Source organism: Mesorhizobium sp. B2-4-7 (genome assembly GCF_006442685.1).
In the GTDB taxonomy this organism is placed as follows: Bacteria; Pseudomonadota; Alphaproteobacteria; order Rhizobiales; family Rhizobiaceae; genus Mesorhizobium.
In genome coordinates, this window is record NZ_VFVH01000001.1 from 156,636 (window position 1) to 176,269 (window position 19,634).

At 62.7% G+C, this 19,634-nt stretch carries 16 protein-coding genes; 6 read left to right on the top strand and 10 right to left on the bottom strand.

Annotated features, from left to right (window positions below; genetic code table 11):
- Nucleotides 1-47 precede the first annotated feature (47 nt).
- Entirely contained in the window at nt 48-1,235 is a 1,188-nt protein-coding gene (locus FJ946_RS00785; protein ID WP_140565147.1) for a glycine C-acetyltransferase, read from the bottom strand.
- Between the two features lie 306 nt (nt 1,236-1,541).
- Here FJ946_RS00785 and FJ946_RS00790 point away from each other — a divergent pair, with 306 nt between their 5' ends.
- Together FJ946_RS00790 and FJ946_RS00795 are read left to right on the top strand one after the other, a co-directional pair.
- On the top strand, nt 1,542-3,614 hold the full coding sequence (locus FJ946_RS00790) for an EAL domain-containing protein (RefSeq protein WP_140494180.1): 2,073 nt from the start codon (nt 1,542-1,544) through the stop codon (nt 3,612-3,614).
- 72 nt (nt 3,615-3,686) lie between these two features.
- Nucleotides 3,687-4,421 carry a polysaccharide deacetylase family protein gene (locus tag FJ946_RS00795; protein WP_140515589.1) on the top strand — a complete coding sequence of 245 codons (735 nt, stop codon included), beginning with the start codon at nt 3,687-3,689 and terminating at the stop codon, nt 4,419-4,421.
- Between the two features lie 67 nt (nt 4,422-4,488).
- Here the strand turns inward: FJ946_RS00795 and FJ946_RS00800 are convergent, their stop codons facing one another.
- Nucleotides 4,489-4,887, bottom strand: coding sequence for a MarR family winged helix-turn-helix transcriptional regulator (locus tag FJ946_RS00800; protein ID WP_224655784.1), 399 nt, complete (start codon nt 4,885-4,887; stop codon nt 4,489-4,491).
- A gap of 146 nt (nt 4,888-5,033) precedes the next feature.
- Here FJ946_RS00800 and FJ946_RS00805 point away from each other — a divergent pair, with 146 nt between their 5' ends.
- Complete coding sequence (locus FJ946_RS00805) at nt 5,034-5,441, top strand: hypothetical protein (protein ID WP_140560537.1); 408 nt, start codon at nt 5,034-5,036, stop codon at nt 5,439-5,441.
- Between the two features lie 128 nt (nt 5,442-5,569).
- On the opposite strand, the gene FJ946_RS00810 is transcribed toward FJ946_RS00805, so the two are convergent.
- Nucleotides 5,570-7,615 carry an NADH:flavin oxidoreductase gene (locus tag FJ946_RS00810; RefSeq protein ID WP_140560536.1) on the bottom strand — a complete coding sequence of 682 codons (2,046 nt, stop codon included), beginning with the start codon at nt 7,613-7,615 and terminating at the stop codon, nt 5,570-5,572.
- A gap of 141 nt (nt 7,616-7,756) precedes the next feature.
- Here FJ946_RS00810 and queF point away from each other — a divergent pair, with 141 nt between their 5' ends.
- Entirely contained in the window at nt 7,757-8,218 is a 462-nt protein-coding gene (gene queF / locus FJ946_RS00815; protein WP_140515582.1) for a preQ(1) synthase, read from the top strand.
- 9 nt (nt 8,219-8,227) lie between these two features.
- Here queF and FJ946_RS00820 read toward each other — a convergent pair whose 3' ends face one another.
- The 5 genes from FJ946_RS00820 to FJ946_RS00840 all read right to left on the bottom strand — a co-directional run bounded on the left by FJ946_RS00820 (nt 8,228) and on the right by FJ946_RS00840 (nt 14,791).
- On the bottom strand, nt 8,228-8,833 hold the full coding sequence (locus FJ946_RS00820) for a hypothetical protein (protein ID WP_140560535.1): 606 nt from the start codon (nt 8,831-8,833) through the stop codon (nt 8,228-8,230).
- A gap of 4 nt (nt 8,834-8,837) precedes the next feature.
- Complete coding sequence (locus FJ946_RS00825; RefSeq protein ID WP_140565146.1) at nt 8,838-9,317, bottom strand: DUF3828 domain-containing protein; 480 nt, start codon at nt 9,315-9,317, stop codon at nt 8,838-8,840.
- Nucleotides 9,318-9,457: 140 nt separating this feature from the next.
- On the bottom strand, nt 9,458-11,440 hold the full coding sequence (locus FJ946_RS00830; RefSeq protein ID WP_140565144.1) for an FAD-dependent oxidoreductase: 1,983 nt from the start codon (nt 11,438-11,440) through the stop codon (nt 9,458-9,460).
- A 115-nt stretch (nt 11,441-11,555) separates the two neighbouring features.
- Nucleotides 11,556-13,205: an ABC transporter substrate-binding protein gene (locus FJ946_RS00835; protein WP_140565142.1), complete on the bottom strand. Its 1,650-nt coding sequence runs from the start codon at nt 13,203-13,205 to the stop codon at nt 11,556-11,558.
- 38 nt (nt 13,206-13,243) lie between these two features.
- A complete protein-coding gene (locus FJ946_RS00840) occupies nt 13,244-14,791 on the bottom strand; it encodes a trimethylamine methyltransferase family protein (RefSeq protein ID WP_140515574.1) in 1,548 nt (515 codons plus the stop codon).
- Between the two features lie 92 nt (nt 14,792-14,883).
- Between FJ946_RS00840 and FJ946_RS00845 the strand changes: the two genes are divergently transcribed.
- Nucleotides 14,884-15,786, top strand: a complete 903-nt coding sequence (locus FJ946_RS00845; protein WP_140557078.1) for a LysR substrate-binding domain-containing protein — start codon at nt 14,884-14,886, stop codon at nt 15,784-15,786.
- A 67-nt stretch (nt 15,787-15,853) separates the two neighbouring features.
- Nucleotides 15,854-17,731, top strand: a complete 1,878-nt coding sequence (mutL, locus tag FJ946_RS00850; RefSeq protein WP_140557080.1) for a DNA mismatch repair endonuclease MutL — start codon at nt 15,854-15,856, stop codon at nt 17,729-17,731.
- A 37-nt stretch (nt 17,732-17,768) separates the two neighbouring features.
- Here the strand turns inward: mutL and FJ946_RS00855 are convergent, their stop codons facing one another.
- Together FJ946_RS00855 and FJ946_RS00860 are read right to left on the bottom strand one after the other, a co-directional pair.
- Nucleotides 17,769-18,512: a hypothetical protein gene (locus FJ946_RS00855; protein ID WP_140565140.1), complete on the bottom strand. Its 744-nt coding sequence runs from the start codon at nt 18,510-18,512 to the stop codon at nt 17,769-17,771.
- 135 nt (nt 18,513-18,647) lie between these two features.
- Entirely contained in the window at nt 18,648-19,541 is an 894-nt protein-coding gene (locus FJ946_RS00860) for an EamA family transporter (RefSeq protein ID WP_140565139.1), read from the bottom strand.
- Nucleotides 19,542-19,634 lie beyond the last annotated feature (93 nt).

Sequence of the window (19,634 nt, forward strand, 5' to 3'; positions counted from 1 at the left end):
TGTCCCTTGAATCTCTTGATCCGGAAGCGGTTTGCGGCGCCGGTCGCTCAGGAAATCACACCTAGTTCCTTGCCAACCGCACCGAAAGCCTCGACCGCCCGATCAATGTCGGCGCTGGAATGCGCAGCCGACATCTGCGTGCGGATGCGCGCCTGGCCCTTGGGCACCACCGGGAAGGAGAAGCCGATGACATAGATGCCGCGTTGCAGCATGCGCGCCGCCATCTCCTGCGCCAAGCTGGCATCGCCCAGCATGACCGGGATGATCGGATGGCCGGCGCCTGCCAGCGTGAAGCCGAGCTTCCCCATCTGTGTCCGAAACCGTTCCGCATTGGCATATAGGCGCTCGCGCAGGGCATCGCCATTGCGGATCATGTCGAACACTCTGATCGAGGCGCCGGCGATCGCCGGCATCAGCGTGTTGGAAAACAGATAGGGCCGCGAGCGCTGGCGCAGCCAGTCGACCACCTGTTTCTTGCCGGACGTGTAGCCGCCGGAAGCGCCGCCCAGCGCCTTGCCGAGCGTACCGGTGATGATGTCGACCCTGCCCTCGACGCCGCAATGCTCAGCCGAGCCGCGGCCGTTCCTGCCGACGAAGCCGACCGCGTGACTGTCGTCGACCATGACCATGGCATCGTATTTTTCGGCCAGATCGCACACACCCGCGAGATTGGCGATGATGCCATCCATCGAGAACACGCCGTCGGTGGCGATCAGCCGGAACCGGCAATCCTTCGCCTCCTTCAGCCGCGCCTCGAGATCCGCCATATCGTTGTTGGCGTAGCGGAAGCGCTTGGTCTTGGACAGCCTGACCCCGTCGATGATGGAGGCGTGGTTCAGCGCATCGGAGATGATCGCGTCCTCCTCGCCCAGAAGCGTCTCGAACAGTCCACCATTGGCATCGAAGCAGGAGCCGTAGAGGACGGTGTCGTCCATCCCGAGGAAGGACGATATCGTCGCTTCCAACTGCTTGTGCTCCTCCTGCGTGCCGCAGATGAAACGCACCGAAGCCATGCCGTAGCCGTAGCGGTCGAGCGCGTGCTTTGCCGCCTCGCGCAGGTCGGGGCTGTCGGCGAGGCCGAGATAGTTGTTGGCGCAGAAATTCAGCACCTTCTCGCCGCCGACCTCGATCTCAGCCGACTGCGTGGAGGAAATTACCCGCTCGGACTTGTACAGTCCGGCCGATCTGAGCCCCTCAAGTTCGCCGTCGATATGGGAGAGAAATGCTGCGGTCATGATCGTGCCTCGTTTGACGTGGGCCGACTGTCGTCCCGCACGCACAAAAAATCCACCGCAAAAGCGACCGGATCAGGTGGCTGGGTAATGTCGAACGGATGCCGCAGGCATGGCTCGAGGGACGATCCGGATCACATGGGCCGGCGAATGTTCAAATGCGGACCGGCCGCGAAAGAGGCCGATAACCATTTCGCGACCTTTAAGCCTTTCCCCTTGTCGGCCAGCTGTCGATTTCCAGTCCTGTTAATGTTTGCAGTTCAATGATGCTCATACAGGAATCCGTTGGCGAGAGGGCCGCCCCCCAAGATGTCGCAGCAGCCGGTGCAAACCGTTTCAGGCAAGCTCATACTGCTGATCAAGGCTGGTTATTGGCTGGCGCTGCTGATCATCGCCGCCATGGTGGTGGCTTCCTTCATCCTGCTGCAGCAGGTGATGGCCACCCAACGGCACAACCATACGCTGCTCGATATCGTCAGCACGCAAAAGACGCTGTCGCAGCGCATCGTCTTCCTCGCCGGTGCGACCGGTGCTGCTTCGCGCGACAAGCAGCCGGCGCTCGTCAACGCGCTCAAGCAGGCGACGGCGGAGTTCGAAACCAACTATGACCTGCTGCTCAAGCAGACGGCCGCCGATCCAAAGTCGCCGGCCAGGCTCGATCCGAAGACGATCGAGAACGTCCTTTTCGGCAAGCCTTTCCATCTCGACTATTTTTCCGTCGGGCTGGTCGCCAATGGCGAACGCCTGGTATCGGCCTTCTCGTCCCAACTCGCACTCGGCGACAATGGCGGCTACAAGGGCGGTTACGAGCGCGTCACCCTCGACGCCTCGGTCGCCAACGCAACATTGTCGGGCTATTCGGCGCTGGGCCAGCGCATCAGCGCTTTCGCCGACGAACGATCCGAAAAGATGCTCGATCTGCACCGCACGCTGTTTTACGCCACGATCGGCGTCATCGTTCTGGTGGCGCTGTTCATCTTCCGGCCCATGTCAAACGCGATCCTGCGCAAGACGCGCGAACTCGTCGATGCGCGCAATTCGATGGCCTTCATCGCCGTTCATGACGGGCTGACAGGTCTGCACAACCGCACATTCCTGACCGACCATTTCGACACGCTGATCAAGAGCGCGCATCGTCGGCGCGAACGTCTTGCGGTGGTGCAGCTTGATCTCGACCGGTTCAAGCAGATCAACGACACGCTCGGCCACGCCGCCGGCGACTATGTGCTGGTCATCACGGCCCAGCGCATGCGCGATTCCTGTCGGGCGTCGGATCTGTGCGTGCGCCTCGGTGGCGACGAGTTCGTGATGATCCTCAACGGCGCCGGCGGCAGCGAAGACATCAACATGCTGGCACGGCGCATTCTTGCGCACATCAACGAGCCGATCGTCTTCCAGGGCACGACCATTCTACCGGGCGCCAGCGGCGGCATCGCCGTCTATCCGATCGACGCCGACAACGCCCAGGACCTGCTGGTTCACGCCGATCTGGCGCTTTACTCCGCCAAGAAGATGGGCGGCGGCAATTTCTCGTTCTTCTCCGAGGAATTGCGTCGCGAACTCGATTATCGCAAGCAACTCGAGCACGACATCAAGGTTGCCATTTCACAGCAGGCATTCCAGGTCTATTTCCAGCCGCAGGTTTCACTGAGCGACGGCACGATCAGTGGCATCGAGGCGCTGGTGCGCTGGAACCATGCCGAGCGCGGCATGATCTCGCCTGGCGAATTCATTCCCGTCGCCGAGAAATGCGGTTTCATGCCTGATATCGGCCGCATCGTCATCAGCAAGGCGATCAACGAAGCCGCCGAATGGAACCGCGACGGCATTGCTTTCGGACGACTTGCGGTCAACGTATCCGGAACCGAATTGCGCGAGCACGACTTCGATGCTTTCCTGTTCGAGACGCTTGAGAAGGCCGGCCTGCCGCCGCAGAAACTGTCGCTGGAAATCGTCGAATCCGTCATTCTCGATGACGAGAAGACAGGCATCGCGGCAAAGCTACGCCATATCAGGGCCGCCGGCGTTCATCTTGAGCTCGACGATTTCGGCACCGGTTACGCATCGCTCAGCCACGTCAATCCCAACGAGATCGACCGGCTGAAGATCGATCGCCGCTTCGTCCAGAACATCCATGAGAACGGTGACAACTCCAAGATCGTGCGCGCCATCACCGAGCTCGCGCGCGGCCTTGGTATCTCGATCGTCGCGGAGGGCGCCGAGACCGAAGCCGAACTCGATTCACTGATGGCCATCGGATGCGACCAGGTGCAGGGCTACTCCATCGCCTTCCCGATGCCGCAGGACAAAGCCCGTGACTGGCTGAGCGCCCGCATGCCGAAGAAGGCCAGGCTAACGGTGCTGCAGGGAAGCCTGGCGTAGGCAGCCCTCACCCGCGCTTGACGACTCATCACCGAGATGGCGCCCTGTGACGATCGCAAACGGGTAGTCCCGATGCCGCTTCTGCTTGCTTTGCTGACCATGCTCGCCGCATTTCCCGCTTATGCAGTGGATCGCACCATCTATCTGACTTTCGATGACGGACCGCTGAACGGCACCAGCAACATCCTCGACGTGCTGGAAGCGCAGCAGGTGCCGGCGACGTTGTTCATGGTCGGCATGCATGCGCAGGCGAGCGCGGGCAACAAGGCATTAGTCAGACGCGCAAAAGCTCTGCCGCTGGTGACGGTCGGCAATCACAGCTACAGCCACGCCAACAACCGCTACCAACATTTCTATGCCGATACGGAAGGCGTGGTGGCAGACATGCTGCGGGCCAACGCCGTGCTCGGGCTCGCTCCGGAGGTTCATGCGAGGCTGCCTGGGCGCGACGTGTTCAGACTGCCCTCAATGTCGAAGAACGACACCTCGCTCGGCCTTGCGCAGGAAGGCCGGGAGGAGCCGGACTACGAATTCGTCGCCGCTTCCGGCTTCTATCTCTATGGCTGGGACCATGAGTGGGTGCATGACGACACAGGCAAGCCGGTGCAGAGCGTCGACCACCTGGTCAGCGAGATCGATCACCTGTTCGGCTATGGCCGCTTCGTCAAGCACGGAAAGATGATCCTGCTCATGCATGACGAGATGTTCCAGGACGGCTTCGACGGCAAGACGAAACTGGCCATGCTGATTACCGCGCTGAAGCAGCGCGGCTATGCCTTTGGGACAATCCAGAGTTATGACGACTGAGGCGGTGATCCGGCTTTCCTACAGCGCGTAGTGTCGAAGAGATTCACGCGGCGCGCCTTGGACATCGTCAGCTTTCCACGTTGGCCCGCAAGGTCGCCAGCACTTGCGCAAACTCCGCCAGCCTGTCGTCTGACAGGCCCACGCGCAGCCGCTTGTCGAAGGCAAGCGCCGCCTTGCGCAGTGTCTCGAACATCGCTTCTCCGGCCTCTGTCAATTCGACCAGATGGACCCGGCGGTTGACGGGATCGCGGCGGCGCGTCAGCAATCCTTGCGCCTCCATCGCGTTTAGATGATGGGTGAGCGTCGCTCCCTGTATGCCGATCATTCCGGCGAGCTCGCGCTGGTTGGCTAGCTCGCTCGATTTGACCGACAGCAGAGTAAGCCAGACGGGCAACGTGCCGCCCGCTTCAACCAACGCGGTGTCGAAGGCCTGTGCAACAAGCTTGGCGGTGCGGCCGAGATTCATGCCAACCGGCGGGCGTTCAAAGGGCGTCATGGCAAGACACTAGACGGTGTTTTGCACGGATGGAACTGGCACTCATTTATACATTGACATCTAACAGTTAGATATCTAACTATTTAGGCGACGGCGGGCAAGAGAGGAGAGCTGGTATGCAATATGTCTACATCATCACCATCGGTCTTCACGTCATGGCGGGGGTGTTCTGGGCCGGCACCACCATCACGCTGGCGCGCGACCCCGAGATCCGGGCTGAACGCTTCATTGGACCGCAAATGGGAGCGGCCGGCATGGTGTTTCTCACCGGTGCGCTGCTCTGGTATTTTTTCCATGGTGCCTATTTCGGCTCGATGGAAATGGTGCTGGCCCTCGGCATCGTTGCCGCTTTCGCCGCGGCTGGAGTGCTCAGCGCCATGGTCCGCCGCACCAGCACGCAGCTTGTTGGCGCCGACGCGGCCACCGAACCTGCCCTGCGCGCGAAGATGGCCCAAGGCGAGCGAATCGCCGCCTGGCTGCTGGTTCTCACCGTGCTCTGCATGGCCACCGCCAGAATGTTCTGATCACGGATCGTACGGTGCCGGCGCAAGCAGGCGGCGTACGCGGCGCGCAACGAACCAAGGCAGCAGATGGCTCTCCTTGCGGAGGTTCCGTTGCGCGCCTCCTCGAAATTGTTAGCGACAGCAGCCTTTCAAATCCTTAGCCCGAACCGGATGCCGTCATAGATGGCGGCGTGGATGTTGCGCGAGGCGACGGCATCGCCGATGCGGAACAGCACGAAAGATCCTTGCGGATTGCGCTCGGGAAAAATGTCGCCGCCACTCACCAGCCGCTCATAGTCTATGGCGCCGCCGTTCGTCGCCAATGGCTTCAGCGAGAGATAAAGGTCGTCTAGCGGCGCCGTGCCATGCTCGACCACCACCTGGTCGACCCGCCGCTCGCCGCGCCAGCCGTCGGCGAAATCGGAGGCAAGCTCGGCAACCAGTTGATTGCCCTCGCGGCGCACCGAGCGCAGCCTTGTGTTGATAGTGATGGTGACCCCCTTCTCCTGGAAGGCGCGCATGTAGGGTACGTGGTTCATGCCGCCCATTTCCGGCGCGAAGAATCGCTCCGGCGAAACCAGTTCCAGCTTCGAACCGGCAGCCGCGACGAGTTCCGCAGCGCCCATTCCCTGATGGCCTCCATTGTCGTCATAGAGCAGCACGTTTTCAGCCGGCTTGACGCTGCCAGCCATGATGTCCCAGCTCGATGTGACAAGAGTGTCGCCCGCCGTCAGCGGCGGATTCTGCGGCAGTCCGCCGGTGGCGATCACCACGACATCGGGCGACAACGCCAGAACGTCGTCCTTCTCGGCCCAACTGTCGTAGCGGATCTCGACGCCGAGCCGGTCGAGTTCGGCCAACCGCCAGTCGACGATGCCGATCAATTCCTTGCGGCGCGGGTTCTGCGTCGCCAGCCTGACCTGTCCGCCGGCCTGGCCCGATGCCTCCAGCACCGTCACCTGATGGCCGCGCTCCGCGGCCACGCGCGCTATTTCCAGTCCGCCTGCACCAGCGCCGATGACGACGACTTTTCGCTTTGGTCCCTCGGCCTTGGTGATGATATGCGGAATGTCCGCCTCGCGGCCGGTCGCCGCATTGTGGACGCAGAGCGCCTCGCCGCCTTCGTAGATGCGGTCGAGGCAGTAGGTGGCTCCGACACACGGGCGGATTTCGTGCTCGCGCCCTTCCATCACTTTGCGGACGATGTGCGGATCGGCGATGTGGGCGCGGGTCATGCCGACCATGTCGAGCTTGCCGGCGGCGATGGCGTGGCGCGCAGTTGCGACGTCGGAAATTCGCGCCGCGTGGAAGGTCGGGAATTTCGTCGCCGCCCTCACCTCGCCGGCGAAGTCGAGATGCGGCGATGAGCGCATGCCGGTCACCGGAATGACCTTGGTCAGTGCCGCGTCGGTCTCGATCGAGCCCCGGATGATGTTGAGGAAATCGACCTTGCCTGATGAGGCAAGCCGCCTGGCGATCTCGACGCCCTCCTCTTTCGACAGGCCTTGCGAAAAATCCTCGTCGGCGACCATGCGTATGCCGACGACGAATTTTTCGCCGACGGCCGCCCGCACGGCGTCGAGCACCATGTCGGTGAACCGCAGCCGGTTGTCGAGCGAGCCGCCGAACTCGTCCTCCCGATGGTTGGTGGACGGAGACCAGAAGCCGTCCATCAGATGGCCGTAAGCCTCGAATTCGATGCCGTCGAGACCGGCGGCCTGGCAGCGCTGGGCGGCGGAAGCATAGTCGGAAACGATGCGTTCGATATCCCAATCCTCGATGGTCTTGGGAAAGGCGCGATGCGCCGGCTCCCGCACCGGCGAAGCCGACAGGACGGGCAGCCAGTCGGCCTTGTTCCAACCGGTTCGACGGCCGAGATGGGTGATCTGGATCATCACCTTGCATTCATGCTCGTGGCAGGCGTCGGTCAGTTCCGCGAGCCATGGCACGATCCCGTCATCATAGAGATGCAAATTGCCGAAGGCGGCCGGGCTGTCGCGTGAAACGATGGCCGAGCCGGCGGTCATTGTCAGCGCCATGCCGCCCTTGGCCTTCTCCGTGTGGTAGAGCCGGTACCGCGCCTTGGGCATGCCGTCTTCCGAATAGGCAGGCTCGTGGCTGGTCGACATCACCCGGTTCTTCAACGTCAGATGCTTGAGCTGATAGGGCTGGAGAAGCGGATCGTTGCTGGTCATCGTCTTCCTGCGGTTTCAAATTGTGTTATTGAGCGGCCAGATGCGCCGCCCCTGAGTGGATTGCGGCGTTTATTCCAATCTTCGTTCGCGCCGACCGCCATGGAAGCGTGCTTCCGGCGACAGGCAGGCAAGGAGCCGTCCATGATCGATACCAAAACCCTCACCCAGCTCGGCGCGCATGTCGAGACGCCACAGAGCCCGGAAGCGGCGGTCCTGGAAACCGTGCCGTTTTCGCGCGGCGACGGCCCGCCGGCCATCGTGCGCTTCACCTGCCCGGAATTCACCTCGCTGTGCCCGGTCACCGGCCAGCCTGATTTCGCCCATATCGTCATCGACTACGCACCCGACGCGGCTCTGGTGGAATCGAAGTCGCTCAAGCTGTTCATGACCTCGTTCCGTAATCATGGTGCTTTCCATGAGGATTGCACCGTCATGATCGGCCGCCGCATCGTGGCGGCAACGAGCCCGCTATGGTTGCGCATCGGCGGCTATTGGTATCCACGCGGCGGCATTCCGATCGATGTGTTCTGGCAGACGGGCGCGCCGCCGGAAGGCGCCTGGCTGCCCGAGACCGGAGTGGCGCCCTATCGCGGGCGAGGCTAGCTCGAACCATTATTCGCATTGGTACTGGCTGAGCGCCCATTCACCGGTCACCGATAGCAGGTCCGATATCTTCCATTCGCCGTCGACCCTTTTGAACTTCCACTCAAGGCGGTGCGGGTTGCCGGCGACGACGAAGGCGACGATGACCTTGGCCTGGTCGCCATTGATCGCCTCGAGCGTCTTCAGGCTCTTGTCGATCTCGGCCTTATCATAGTCGGCATTGTCGAGCGCCATGTTGGGGTCGAGGCACTCGCCCTGCCCGGATTTGCGCAGCGCATCGCTCTTGTCGAGCACCGTTTTCGCCGGATCGACGAAATGGCGGCGCTGCGACGGATCGACCTCCAAGCCGACCTGGTCGTAGAATGGCCGGACCACCGCTGTCGGCGAGCCCGGCTGAATTGGGGCGGCAGGTTCGCTCGGCGAGGCAGCCGGTGGTGTTGCCGGCTCGGCGGCTGCGCGAGGTGCAGGCGCTGGCGGCGACCCGTTGTCGTCGGGCGCGGTGGCCGCCGGAGCGTTTGCCGGCGGCGCGCCGAGCAGCCCCTGCGCGGCGCCGCCACTCAAGTCCGCCGCCATAATGCACACGGCCGACAGTGCCAGGAACCGGCGGCGGGCCATCGGATCACTCCGGATCTTGGCCCGCCAGGCATTCGAGCTGGCTCAGCGTCCAATCGCTGGTCTTCGATGCGATGTCCGATATCCTCCACTTGCCGTCGATCTTCTTCAGCGACCAATGCATTTCGCGTTGTGCATCGTCTCCTTCGGGAAAGAGGCTGAAGCTCGCCACCACCTGGGCAGTATCGCCATCCACCATCTCGGACACTTTCAGGGTCTTGGAGACGGTCTTCTGGTCGAAATCCTGCGCATCGAGGCCCGGATCGAAATCGATGCAGGCGACCTGGTCCGGATTCTTCCTCGTTGCCTGATCGTTGAGGTCGAACAGTCTCGTCACCGGCTCGGTGAAGCGATCCCGGTATTTTGCGTCGGCCTCGAACTTGACATCCGGAACATAGAAGAACTTCACGGCGTCCGACGCCGGACCGGCCAGGGCGACAGCGGGAAAGGCCGTCGCAAGGGCGGCAAGGAGCACTGTCAGTCTCATGCAGAATCTCCGGCTTTTGATGGCTTGGCGCAATCCAGTAGCACGCATCCTGCATATCGGCTTTTTTGCGGCTCATGAAGCCCGCGGCCGCGTCGCGGCCGATGCAGGTCATCCGACAGTCGTGCGTGCCAAGACTGCGATCAGAGACCAAGCGCCACCTTGCGGCCATCATGGATGGCAAAAGCCGCCTGCCTTGAGGCGGTACAATCACCAATCGACGTGTGGGCAATTTTGCGCCTGTCGAGTTCGACGGAAAGCATGTCGGCTGCCATATTCGTCGTGGCGAAGACCAGCGCATCGGCTTCGACGTCCTGCTCGGTTCCGTCGAGCAGGGAAGCGACCCTGGCGGCCTTCCCGTCCCAATGAACGATGGCGCTCTCGGTCAAAAACCGCACCCGCAGCCTGGCGAGTGCGCGGCGCAGCGGCGCGTCGACTGCCATTCGCTGAAGCTCTTTGCCAACCAGGGCGTCGGGTGTCACAAGCGTCACATTGTGACCGTCCTCGGCGAGTTTCCAGGCGGTGCCGCACCCTTTCCAATTGCCGCCATCGTCGAGCAAGATAACATTTTTGCCTGGTCTCGCCTCACGGGCCATCACGGCTTCGGCCGAGAGAACCAGCCCGCCGCCCGGGATGCTTTCCCACTGCGGCAATGCCCGTTGGAAAGCGCCGTCTGACGGCATCGAGCCGGTTGCGATGATGACGTGGTCCGCGCCTTCGCGCTCGACATCCTCCGCCTCGACATATTGTCCGTACTGGACGTCGACCTGAAGCTGGCTGAGCTGGCGCTGGTACCAGTCGATCAGATCCAGAATCTGGGCGCGGCGCGGTTGCAGCCCCGCAAGGCGGAACTGCCCCCCAAGACGGTCGGAAGCCTCGGCCAGCGTGACACGGTGACCGCGTTCGGCTGCTACACGCGCCGCTTCGAGGCCGGCGGGACCGCCGCCGACGACCAGTACGCGCTTGGGTTGGCTAGCCGGGGCGAAGCGATCTCCGCCCCATTCCCATTCCCGCCCCGCCGAGGGATTGATGACGCAGCTGATCCAGTAGTCGCGGCTGCGTCGGCCCCAACACATCTGGTTGCAGGACAGGCACCCGCGAATGTCTTCCGGCCGTCCGGCGGCGGCCTTTGCGGCCAGGTGCGGATCGGCGATCTGCCCCCGCACGATGGAAACCAGATCAGCGTGGCCTTCGCTCAGCACACTTTCGGCATTCTGCGGGGTACGGATGTGACTCTCGGCGGTGACCAACGCGTGGCGCACGGTGGATTTGAGCACGGACGCCAGGTCGGCGCCGAGCTTTTCCGGATAAACAAAGGTCGGGATGATTTTGGAGAAATCGAAGTAGGAGCCCGTTCCACAAGTCACATAATCCATCAAAGAATGGCGGTCGTGGAGGTCGATTATCTCGGCCAATGCTTCGCGCTTCAGCGCCACTTCGACTTCCGGTTCGTCGTTGACCGCAAGGCCGATGATGAAATCATCGCCGCATTCCCGGCGAATTCTGCTCATCACCTCACGGCTCATCCGGGTGCGATTTTGAAGGCTGCCGCCCCACCGGTCGTCGCGGCGATTCGACCAGGGCGTCCAGAACTGGTCCAGCATCGAATGATACGCCGCCCAGACCTCGACGCCATCGAAACCGGCCTCGCGGCAACGGCGCGCCGCCTGTACGAAACCGTCGATCGTTTCCTCGATCTCGGCTTCGGACATTCGATGCGAACCGTCAGAGTCGTGATAACTCGGCAGTCCGGAAGGGGACCAGCCGGCATGGAACGAGTTGTCCGCGTCCGCGTGCTGACCGACATGATAGAGCTGCTGGATGGCGACGGCGCCATTGCCGCGGATCGCTTCCGTCACTTTGCGGAAATGGGGGATCACGCTGTCGTCGGAAGGACGGAAGTTGCCGCGGGTAAGAACCGCGGCCCGGTGCACCGGCATCGGCTCGACGACGATCATGCCCGCGCCGCCGATAGCGCGTTCGGCATAATAGCCGACATGCCGTTCTGTCGGCAGTCCCTCTACTGCCATGTTCGCGGTATGGGCTCCGAACACGATCCTGTTGCGTAAGGTCTTGCCGCGCAGAGCAATCGGCGTGAACAACCGGTTGAAGACCTGCCCAGACATGTACCGCTCCTCAAAAGCCCTAGCGGCAGCACCCGAGCGCCAGCGCCCGCAGCCATAATCGATTTGCCGGACAGCCGGCACCTGAAAGGGTGCCGGCATTCGCCAACCATTGCAGCTAGGCGTCCAGCCAGACATTCTGGAGGTCCATTTCAAAAGTCTGGTGGACGCCGTAGTTCTTCACCTTCTTGCTCGTATGACTGTAGAGCTTCTGCCAGAACGGCTGGATGATGACGCCGGAATCCTGCAGGATCTGCTCGACATCCTTCATCACCTCCTTGCGCTTGGCGACGTCGATCAGCGATAGCGCCTGCTTGAGCTTGGCGTCGAAATCGGGATTCGAATACGCCGATTCATTCCAGGCCTCGCCGGTGCGATAGCCGAGCGCCAGCACCTGGACGCCGAGCGGGCGCATGTACCAGATCGTCATCGAATAGGGATATTTCGTCCAGTCGTTCCAGAACGTCGAGCCCGGCAGCACCGTCCGTTTCACCTTGATTCCGGCCTCGCGCAACTGGCCCGCGATGGCATCGCCGGTGTTCTTCTGCCAATCGTCCTCGATGGTGATCAGCTCATGCTCGAAGTCGGCCTGACCCGCCTCCGCCATCAGCTTCTTGGCGCCAGCGGCATCACGCTCCTTCTTGGGCAGCGGGTAATACTCCGGATGGATGGGGCTGACATGGTGGTTTTCGCCGACCGTGCCGCGACCGCTGTAGCCAAGCTGCAGCACCGCGTTGTTGTCGACCGCCATCTGGAGCGCGTTGCGAACACGCTTGTCGTCGTAGGGTTTGTGCGTGACGTTGGTGCGCGCAACCAGGGTGGTCGCGGTCGCCACCTCCGATTTCTCCAGCCCCATCTTGTCGAGGATGTCGATAAAATCGGCGGGCGACTCGAAATTGAGGTCGATTTCGCCGGAATCGAAGGCATTCACCGTGGCGTTGAAGTCGGTGCCGTAGTCGATGAATTCGACGCCGTCGAGCGGAGCTTCGCCGCCCCACCATTTGCCGTTCTCGCGGCGCTTGACGACAGCCTTCTGGCCAACATCGTAAGAGACCAGCTCGAAGGGTCCGGTGCCGATCGGCTTCTTGATCGGATCGGCGCCATCGGCATCGAAATTGCGGTGGACGACGAGCGCCGGATAGTCGGTGAAGTTCGGGATCAGCGAAATGTCGGGCTCGGAGAGCTTCAGCTTGACCGTGTTGTCGTCGACCTTGGTGATCGCGCCGTCCCTCGCCTTGCCGGTCTTGGCGTCGATCAGCGCGCCGACACGCGCGGCCATGGAGTTGCCGGCGACGCCCTTCTCGCACCAGCGCGTCAGATTGTGCACCACATCATCGGCGTTGAAGACATCGCCATTGTTCCAGGTGATGTCCTTGCGCACGTGCAGCGTATATTCGGTGGCGTCGTCGTTGATGTCCCAGCTTTCGAGCAGCACCGGCTCGAAGGTGAACTGCCTGGTATAGCGCACAAGCGGCTCCAGCCAGGTGCGCGAGATGTTGGCAAGCTCAACCCAGTCGTAGGTGCGCGGATCCTTCTGCGCCTTGACCGACATCGAGACACGCAGCGTTCCGCCCTTCTTCGGCTCCTCGGCCAAGGCGTCCGTCGGCGCGGCAAGGCCGATCATGCCATAGGCCAGAGCCGTCGATGCCCCGAAGGCGCTTGCCAACGCCAGGAATTCGCGCCGATCGAACCTACCCGCACGCGCCTCGTTGGCCATCTCCTCTATGGCGCTTGGAACACGATCACCATTGCTTTTGAAAAGCGTCATTTTTTCCTCCCTGTGGTTCCCGTCAGATCTTCGTCCCGTCAGCTAACGCTGTCCGGCAATTTCTCCTCGCGCAGCGCGATAAAATCCCTGAGACCGTCGGCGATGCCCACATCGAGCTTCGGCTCCTCATAATCGGCCAGCATGTTGCGCGCTTTCTCCCGGCCGCGCGTGTCGTGGTCCTTCGCCCCTTCGGCCTTCCACTGTTCATAGGAATTGAAATCCATGATGCTGGGCATGAAGAAGGCCCGCTCGAAATGCTCGAGCGTGTGCTGGGTGCCGAGGAAATGGCCCTGCGGCCCCACCTCGCGGATGGCGGCCATCGCTTCCTTGAAATCGTCGAACGGCAGCCCGCCGGCATATTTGTACCAGCCGACGAGCTGTTCGCAATCGGTCGCGAACTTCGAATAGCCGCAGGTGAGACCCGCCTCGAGCCATCCGGCCGAGTGCCAGATGTAGTTGGCTCCGGCAAGGATGGCGGCATGCATGAGCATGTTCGCCTCGTAGCCGGCCTGGGCATCGTTCAGCTTCGAGCCGACATGGAAGCCGGACGTGCGCCACGGCAGCCCGTATTTCCGCGCCAGCGCGCCCATCAGATACATCATCTGCGCGGCCTCCGGCGTGCCGCCCATCGGAGCGCCGGTCTTCATGTCGACCGTGACCATAAACTGGCCGTAGATTTGAGGCGAGCCGGGACGCAGGAGCTGGGTGAACGCTACACCGGCAAGCGCCTCGGCATTGACCTGCGCCACCGCGCCCACGGCCGAGGCCGAGGTCGAGGCGCCGCAGAGCGCGAAGGGCGCCAGGATCAGCGGCTGATTGTGACGGGCATAGACCTTCATCGCATCCAGCATGGTGGCATCCCATACCAGCGGTGAATTGCAGTTGGTGATCGACACCAGCACAGGGTTGTCGCGCACGTAATCCTCACCGAACACGATGCCCGCCATCGCCATCGTGTCTTCCGCCCGATCCTTCGACGTCACGATGCCCATGAACGGCTTGTCGGAATGCTTCAGCGCCGAATGGATGATGTGGAGGTGACGCTTGGGCACCGCTATTTCCATCGGCTCGCAGATGATCGAGCTCGAGGAATGCAGGGCTGGCGCCATGTAGGCGAGCTTGTGGAAATTGTTGAGGTCGGCGAGCGTGCCGTAGCGCCTGACATTGTCGAGGTCACGCACATAAGGCGCGCCATACATCGGCACGAAGATGGAATTCTTTCCGCCCACGCGCACCGTACGCTCAGGGTTGCGCGCGTTGAGCGTGAACTCCGACGGCACCTTCGAGACGAGCTCCATCAGCAAGGCCCGGTCGATCCGCACTCTTGTCTCGGAGACGTCCGCGCCGGCGGCCTTCCACATCTCGATGGCCTCATCGTCGCGGAACTCGCATCCCACGTCCTCCAGGATGGCGAGCGATTCCTGGTGTATGAGTTCCACTGCCTCGTCCGGCACCATCTGATAGACGGGGATTTGGCGGACCAGTGTCGGAAACGACGTTACCGGAGCTCCCCGCAGCGCCTTGCGCCCCAGGCGGCCGCCGGCTCGACGATTGGCGTGTTCGGTCACAGCGGCCGGTGCGTTCATGGCAACTCCATTCCTCTTATACCTCGCAGCCTAGACGCACAAAACAGGAATGTGACGCTGGAAAATCCTGATCTCTTGTATAAGCTCTGCTTATGCGAAACCTGCGCCACCTCCTTCCCTCGGCCGGCAGCCTGATCGTCTTCGAGGCGGCGGGCCGCCTGTCGAGCTTCACCGCCGCCGGGCGAGAGCTCGGCATGACCCAGGCCGCCGTTTCCTACGCGGTGCGCGGGCTGGAGGAACAGCTCGGCGCCAAGCTGTTCCAGCGCCGTCACCGGCAGGTCAGCCTGACGGAGGCCGGCGAGCGTTTCCACGCCGACGTTTCGCTGGGCCTGTCCCACATCCGAAAGTCGGCGGAGGATCTGCGCCTGCAGGCGACCGGAGGCCACGTGACGCTTGCCGCCTCGACTGCGTTCGGCTCCTTCTGGATGATGCCGCGGCTGCAGCAGTTCCGCGACGAACTGCCGGGCATTGATCTGCGCATCCAGACCGCCGACCGCGACCTCGACATCATCGCAGAGGGAATCCCGCTTGCCGTGCGCGGCGGCGAACCGAGGGACTGGCAGGACTATCATTCGCTGCCGCTTGCCGACGAAGAGATCTTTCCCGTCGCCGGCACCAGCTACGCGGCGAAGTTCGGCCTGCCCAAATCGGTCGCGGAACTGGCCACGCACCGTCTCATCCATCTTGAGGAGCCCTATCGGGAGGCGGCGAGCTGGAATGAGTGGTTCGAATCGGCCGGCGCCCGTCTCGGCGATACCGCGCGCGGCCTGCGCATCAACGATTACGGGCTGGTAATCCAGGGCGTCATGGAAGGGCAAGGCATCGCGCTCGGCTGGCGCCACCTTGCCGAGCGGATGCTCGCGACGGGACTGCTGGTGCCGGTGACGGACCATGTGCTCAAGACCGGCAAGGCGTTCTATGTCATCTGGCCGAGGAACCGGGAGCTTAGCGAGAATGCCCGCAAGGTACGGGATTGGCTGGCAGCGCAAGCGTGAGGTCGTTCACTGTTTTCACCGTATTTCACCCTCGCCCGCTCGGCACGAATCCGCCTATACTGTCACCATGCCCATACGCCAGCTTTCCGAAACGATGATCAACCAGATCGCCGCCGGCGAAGTCATCGAGCGTCCGGCAAGCGTGGTGAAGGAACTGGTCGAGAACGCGCTTGATGCCGGTGCGGGAAAGGTCGAGGTCGTCACATCAGGCGGCGGGTTGAACCTGATCCGTGTCACCGACGACGGCTTCGGCATCCCCGAACAGGAGCTTTCGCTGGCGATCGCACGCCATTGCACCTCCAAGCTTGCCGAAGACATCCACGACATCCGCTCGCTCGGCTTTCGCGGCGAGGCGCTGCCATCGATCGGCTCGGTATCGCGCTTGTCGATCCGCTCGCGCACGGCGGCAAGCGACAGCGCCGCCGAGATCGGCATCGAGGGCGGCAGGATCTCGCCCGTTAGGCCGGCGGCGGCCAATCGCGGCACCACCGTGGAGGTGCGCGACCTTTTCTTCGCCACCCCGGCAAGGCTGAAATTCATGAAAGGCGAGCGCGCCGAAAGCTCGGCGACCAGCGACGTGGTCAAGCGCATCGCGATCGCCTTTCCGACCGTTCGCTTCACGCTCAGCGGTTCCGACCGCTCGACGCTTGAATTGCCGGCGACCGATGACAGCGCGGACGGACGCCTGCGCCGCATCGCCCAGGTGATGGGGGCCGAGTTTCCCGACAATTCCATTGCCATCGATGCGATGCGCGAAGGCGTGCATCTGACCGGCCATGTATCGATCCCGTCCTTCACCCGCGCAAACGCGCTGCAGCAATATGCCTATGTCAATGGCCGGCCAGTGCGCGACAAGCTGATCGCCGGCGCTATCAGAGGCGCCTTCGCCGACGTCCTGCCACGCGACCGCCATGCGGTCACGGTGCTTTTCCTGACACTCGACCCGGCGATCGTCGACGTCAATGTCCACCCAGCCAAGGCCGATGTCCGCTTCCGCGACCCCGGCCTGGTGCGCGGGCTGATAGTCGGCGCCATCCGTCAGGCGCTTGCCGAAGCCGGCATCCGCGCCGCCACTTCCGGTGCCGCCGGCATGATGGCGGCGTTCCGGCCGGGAGCGGCGTCATACGCCCATGGCGGCCCGGCCAATGGTCACCGCAGCTACGAAGCGGCCTACCGCGCCTCGGGCTCTGCCGGTTTCGACCACGCACGCTCGCCGCAACGGCCACTCGACATGGAGTTCCAGGGTTCAGGATTCGAACGAAACGGCGGGTTCGGCGAAAACGAGCAGGCGGCGTTCGATGCCGGCCCGATCGCCAGCGCCGACGCCCGGGCAGGACAGGGCGAAGCGGCGGAGACGCTGCTTGGCACGGTGCTCGGTGCGGCACGGGCGCAGGTGCATGAGAACTACATCGTCGCCCAGACCAGGGACTCACTTGTCATCGTCGACCAGCATGCCGCGCATGAGCGGCTGGTCTACGAGGCGTTGAAGAACGCGCTGCACGCGCGCGCCGTGCCGTCGCAGATGCTGCTTCTGCCGGAGATCGTCGACCTGCCTGAAGAGGATGCCGAACGGCTCGCCACGCATTCCGAAACGCTCGCCCGCTTCGGGCTCGGCATCGAGCGTTTCGGGCCGGGCGCCGTGGCCGTGCGCGAGACACCGTCGATGCTGGGCGAGACCAACGTCCAGCAATTGGTGCGCGACCTCGCCGACGAGATCGCCGACAACGACACCGTCGACACGCTGAAGGAAAGGCTGGACAAAATCGCGGCGACCATGGCCTGCCATGGTTCAGTGCGTTCCGGCCGCCTGCTCAAGGCCGAGGAGATGAACGCGCTGCTGCGCCAGATGGAGGCCACGCCCGGCTCCGGCACCTGCAACCACGGCCGCCCGACCTATATCGAACTCAAGCTGGCGGACATCGAAAGGCTGTTCGGGCGGCGGTGAAGTTTGGCCCTATGTCGGCAAGGCCGGGCGCCATCGGTCACTTCTTTTGCTGGTATTTCCTGGCGGAACGATTGAAAATGTAATCCATCGTGTGTCCGTTGCCGCCGCCACGAAAGTTCACGGAGATGATGTCCTTGCGACGCTCCACCCATTTCTGGACGTTCATGTATATAGGCGTCATCAACATGCCCGCATCGCAACCATCGTCATCGAAAGGGATTTGCTGGACGACCTTGCCGCTGGTCTTCTTGATGACCTGCATTTTCGTCATGCAAATCCCTGAACCGGTGTTTGTGTAAAGTCCGGCAAACCGGTCGGCAGCGGTCTCAGCCCAAAAGGGAATTTCGACAGTTCCGTCGAGTTTCGCCTCGCCCGTGTCGTCCAGGCTTGCAACCTTCTTCAGCGTGACCGGAAATTTGTCCGCGCCTTTGCGCCAGGTCCCTCTCGCACCGCTTTCGCCGATGTCGAGGGAAAACGGGCAATTCGTGGTATCGACTGGTGTCTTCGATCCCATCACCATGATGCGTTCAAATTCCTGGTCGTCCGAAATCGCGCACAGCGAGAGCCTGGTGCCGCTGACCGTGCCGTAGAGCGCGATCGGACTCTGCCTGGCGTCGTAGAAGTAGCTCCCCTCGACCGTTATGCCGCTGCCGAAGCTGTCATATGTCTGAAGCGATAGATGAACGGGATCGGGTCCTATCGACCCTTCGTAGTTCTCCACGTGATACCAGCCGGCGACGGCCTTTTGGCTCAGCAGCAGCAAGCAGAAAAACGCGGCCACGAACGCTCTTCCCATCCCGATCCCCTCCATCAGCGCAAATCAGGATAGCGCGCCTTATGCCCGTATCACAGGGGTTGCCGGTTGAAGCAGCGCGACTTGTGGATTTGAGTCGGAAAACAGCCGCAACTCTCTGATTTATCGCTTCAAATTCACTACGATGACGCCCCCTAGCGCCAGCGCGCCGCCAAGCAGGCCGAGCAGCGTCGGGACTTCGCCCAGCCAGAAGAAGCCGATCAGGGCGGACATGGGAGAGACCAGATAAAGGAAGTTCGAGGCACGCGCCGCAGGCAGGCGCGAAAGCGCCGTCGCCCAGGCGGCATAGGCGATCAGGCTCGGCACGACGCCGAGATAGATGACCGCGCCCAGTCCCGCCGTATCGGCGACCGCGGCCTGCGAAAAAGCTGCCGGCAGGAAGGGCGCCAGGCAGAGCGCGCCGAGCACCATGTTCGAGGCCGCGATGGTCAGTGGATGGTGGCGGGCGAACAGCGGCTTCTGGACGATGGTGTTGACGGCCGAACAGAGCGCCGATCCCAGCACCAGAAGCGCACCCGTGTCGAAATGCAGGCCCTGTCCGTCGGCCATGGCGATAATGCCGATGCCGCTGAAGGAAATGGCGGTGCCGACCCAGGCCATCGTCGAGAATCGTTCGCCGAGCAGCGCCATCGCCATGATGGCGGTGAAGATCGGGCTGACATTGATGATGAATCCGGCAGCACCGGCCGAAACCGTCAGTTCGCCGAAATTGAGCATGGCAGTGTAGAGCGCGACGAAAACGGCGCCGCCAAAGGCCAGGCGCCACAACTCGCCTATGCGCGGCAGCGTCGGCCGCCTGACAGCAAGGAAGATCGCCGCAGGTACCGCGGCGATGGCAAAGCGCAGGGCGCCGAGTTCGAGCGGCCCGAACGCGGCGAGGCCAGCCCGGATCGCCGGAAAGGCCGAGGCCCAGCCAATCACCGTCAGCGCCACCGCTACGGCCGCGGTGGTGTCCATCCGCTGTGCTGGATTCAACGTGCTCGTCATCGCCCTCATCTCATCGTCCTCCCGTTCTTTCGCCTCTCGATGGGGAGAAAACGCTTTTTCGGACCAATTGACAAACGACCAAATCGAGGGTCAGCTGTGACT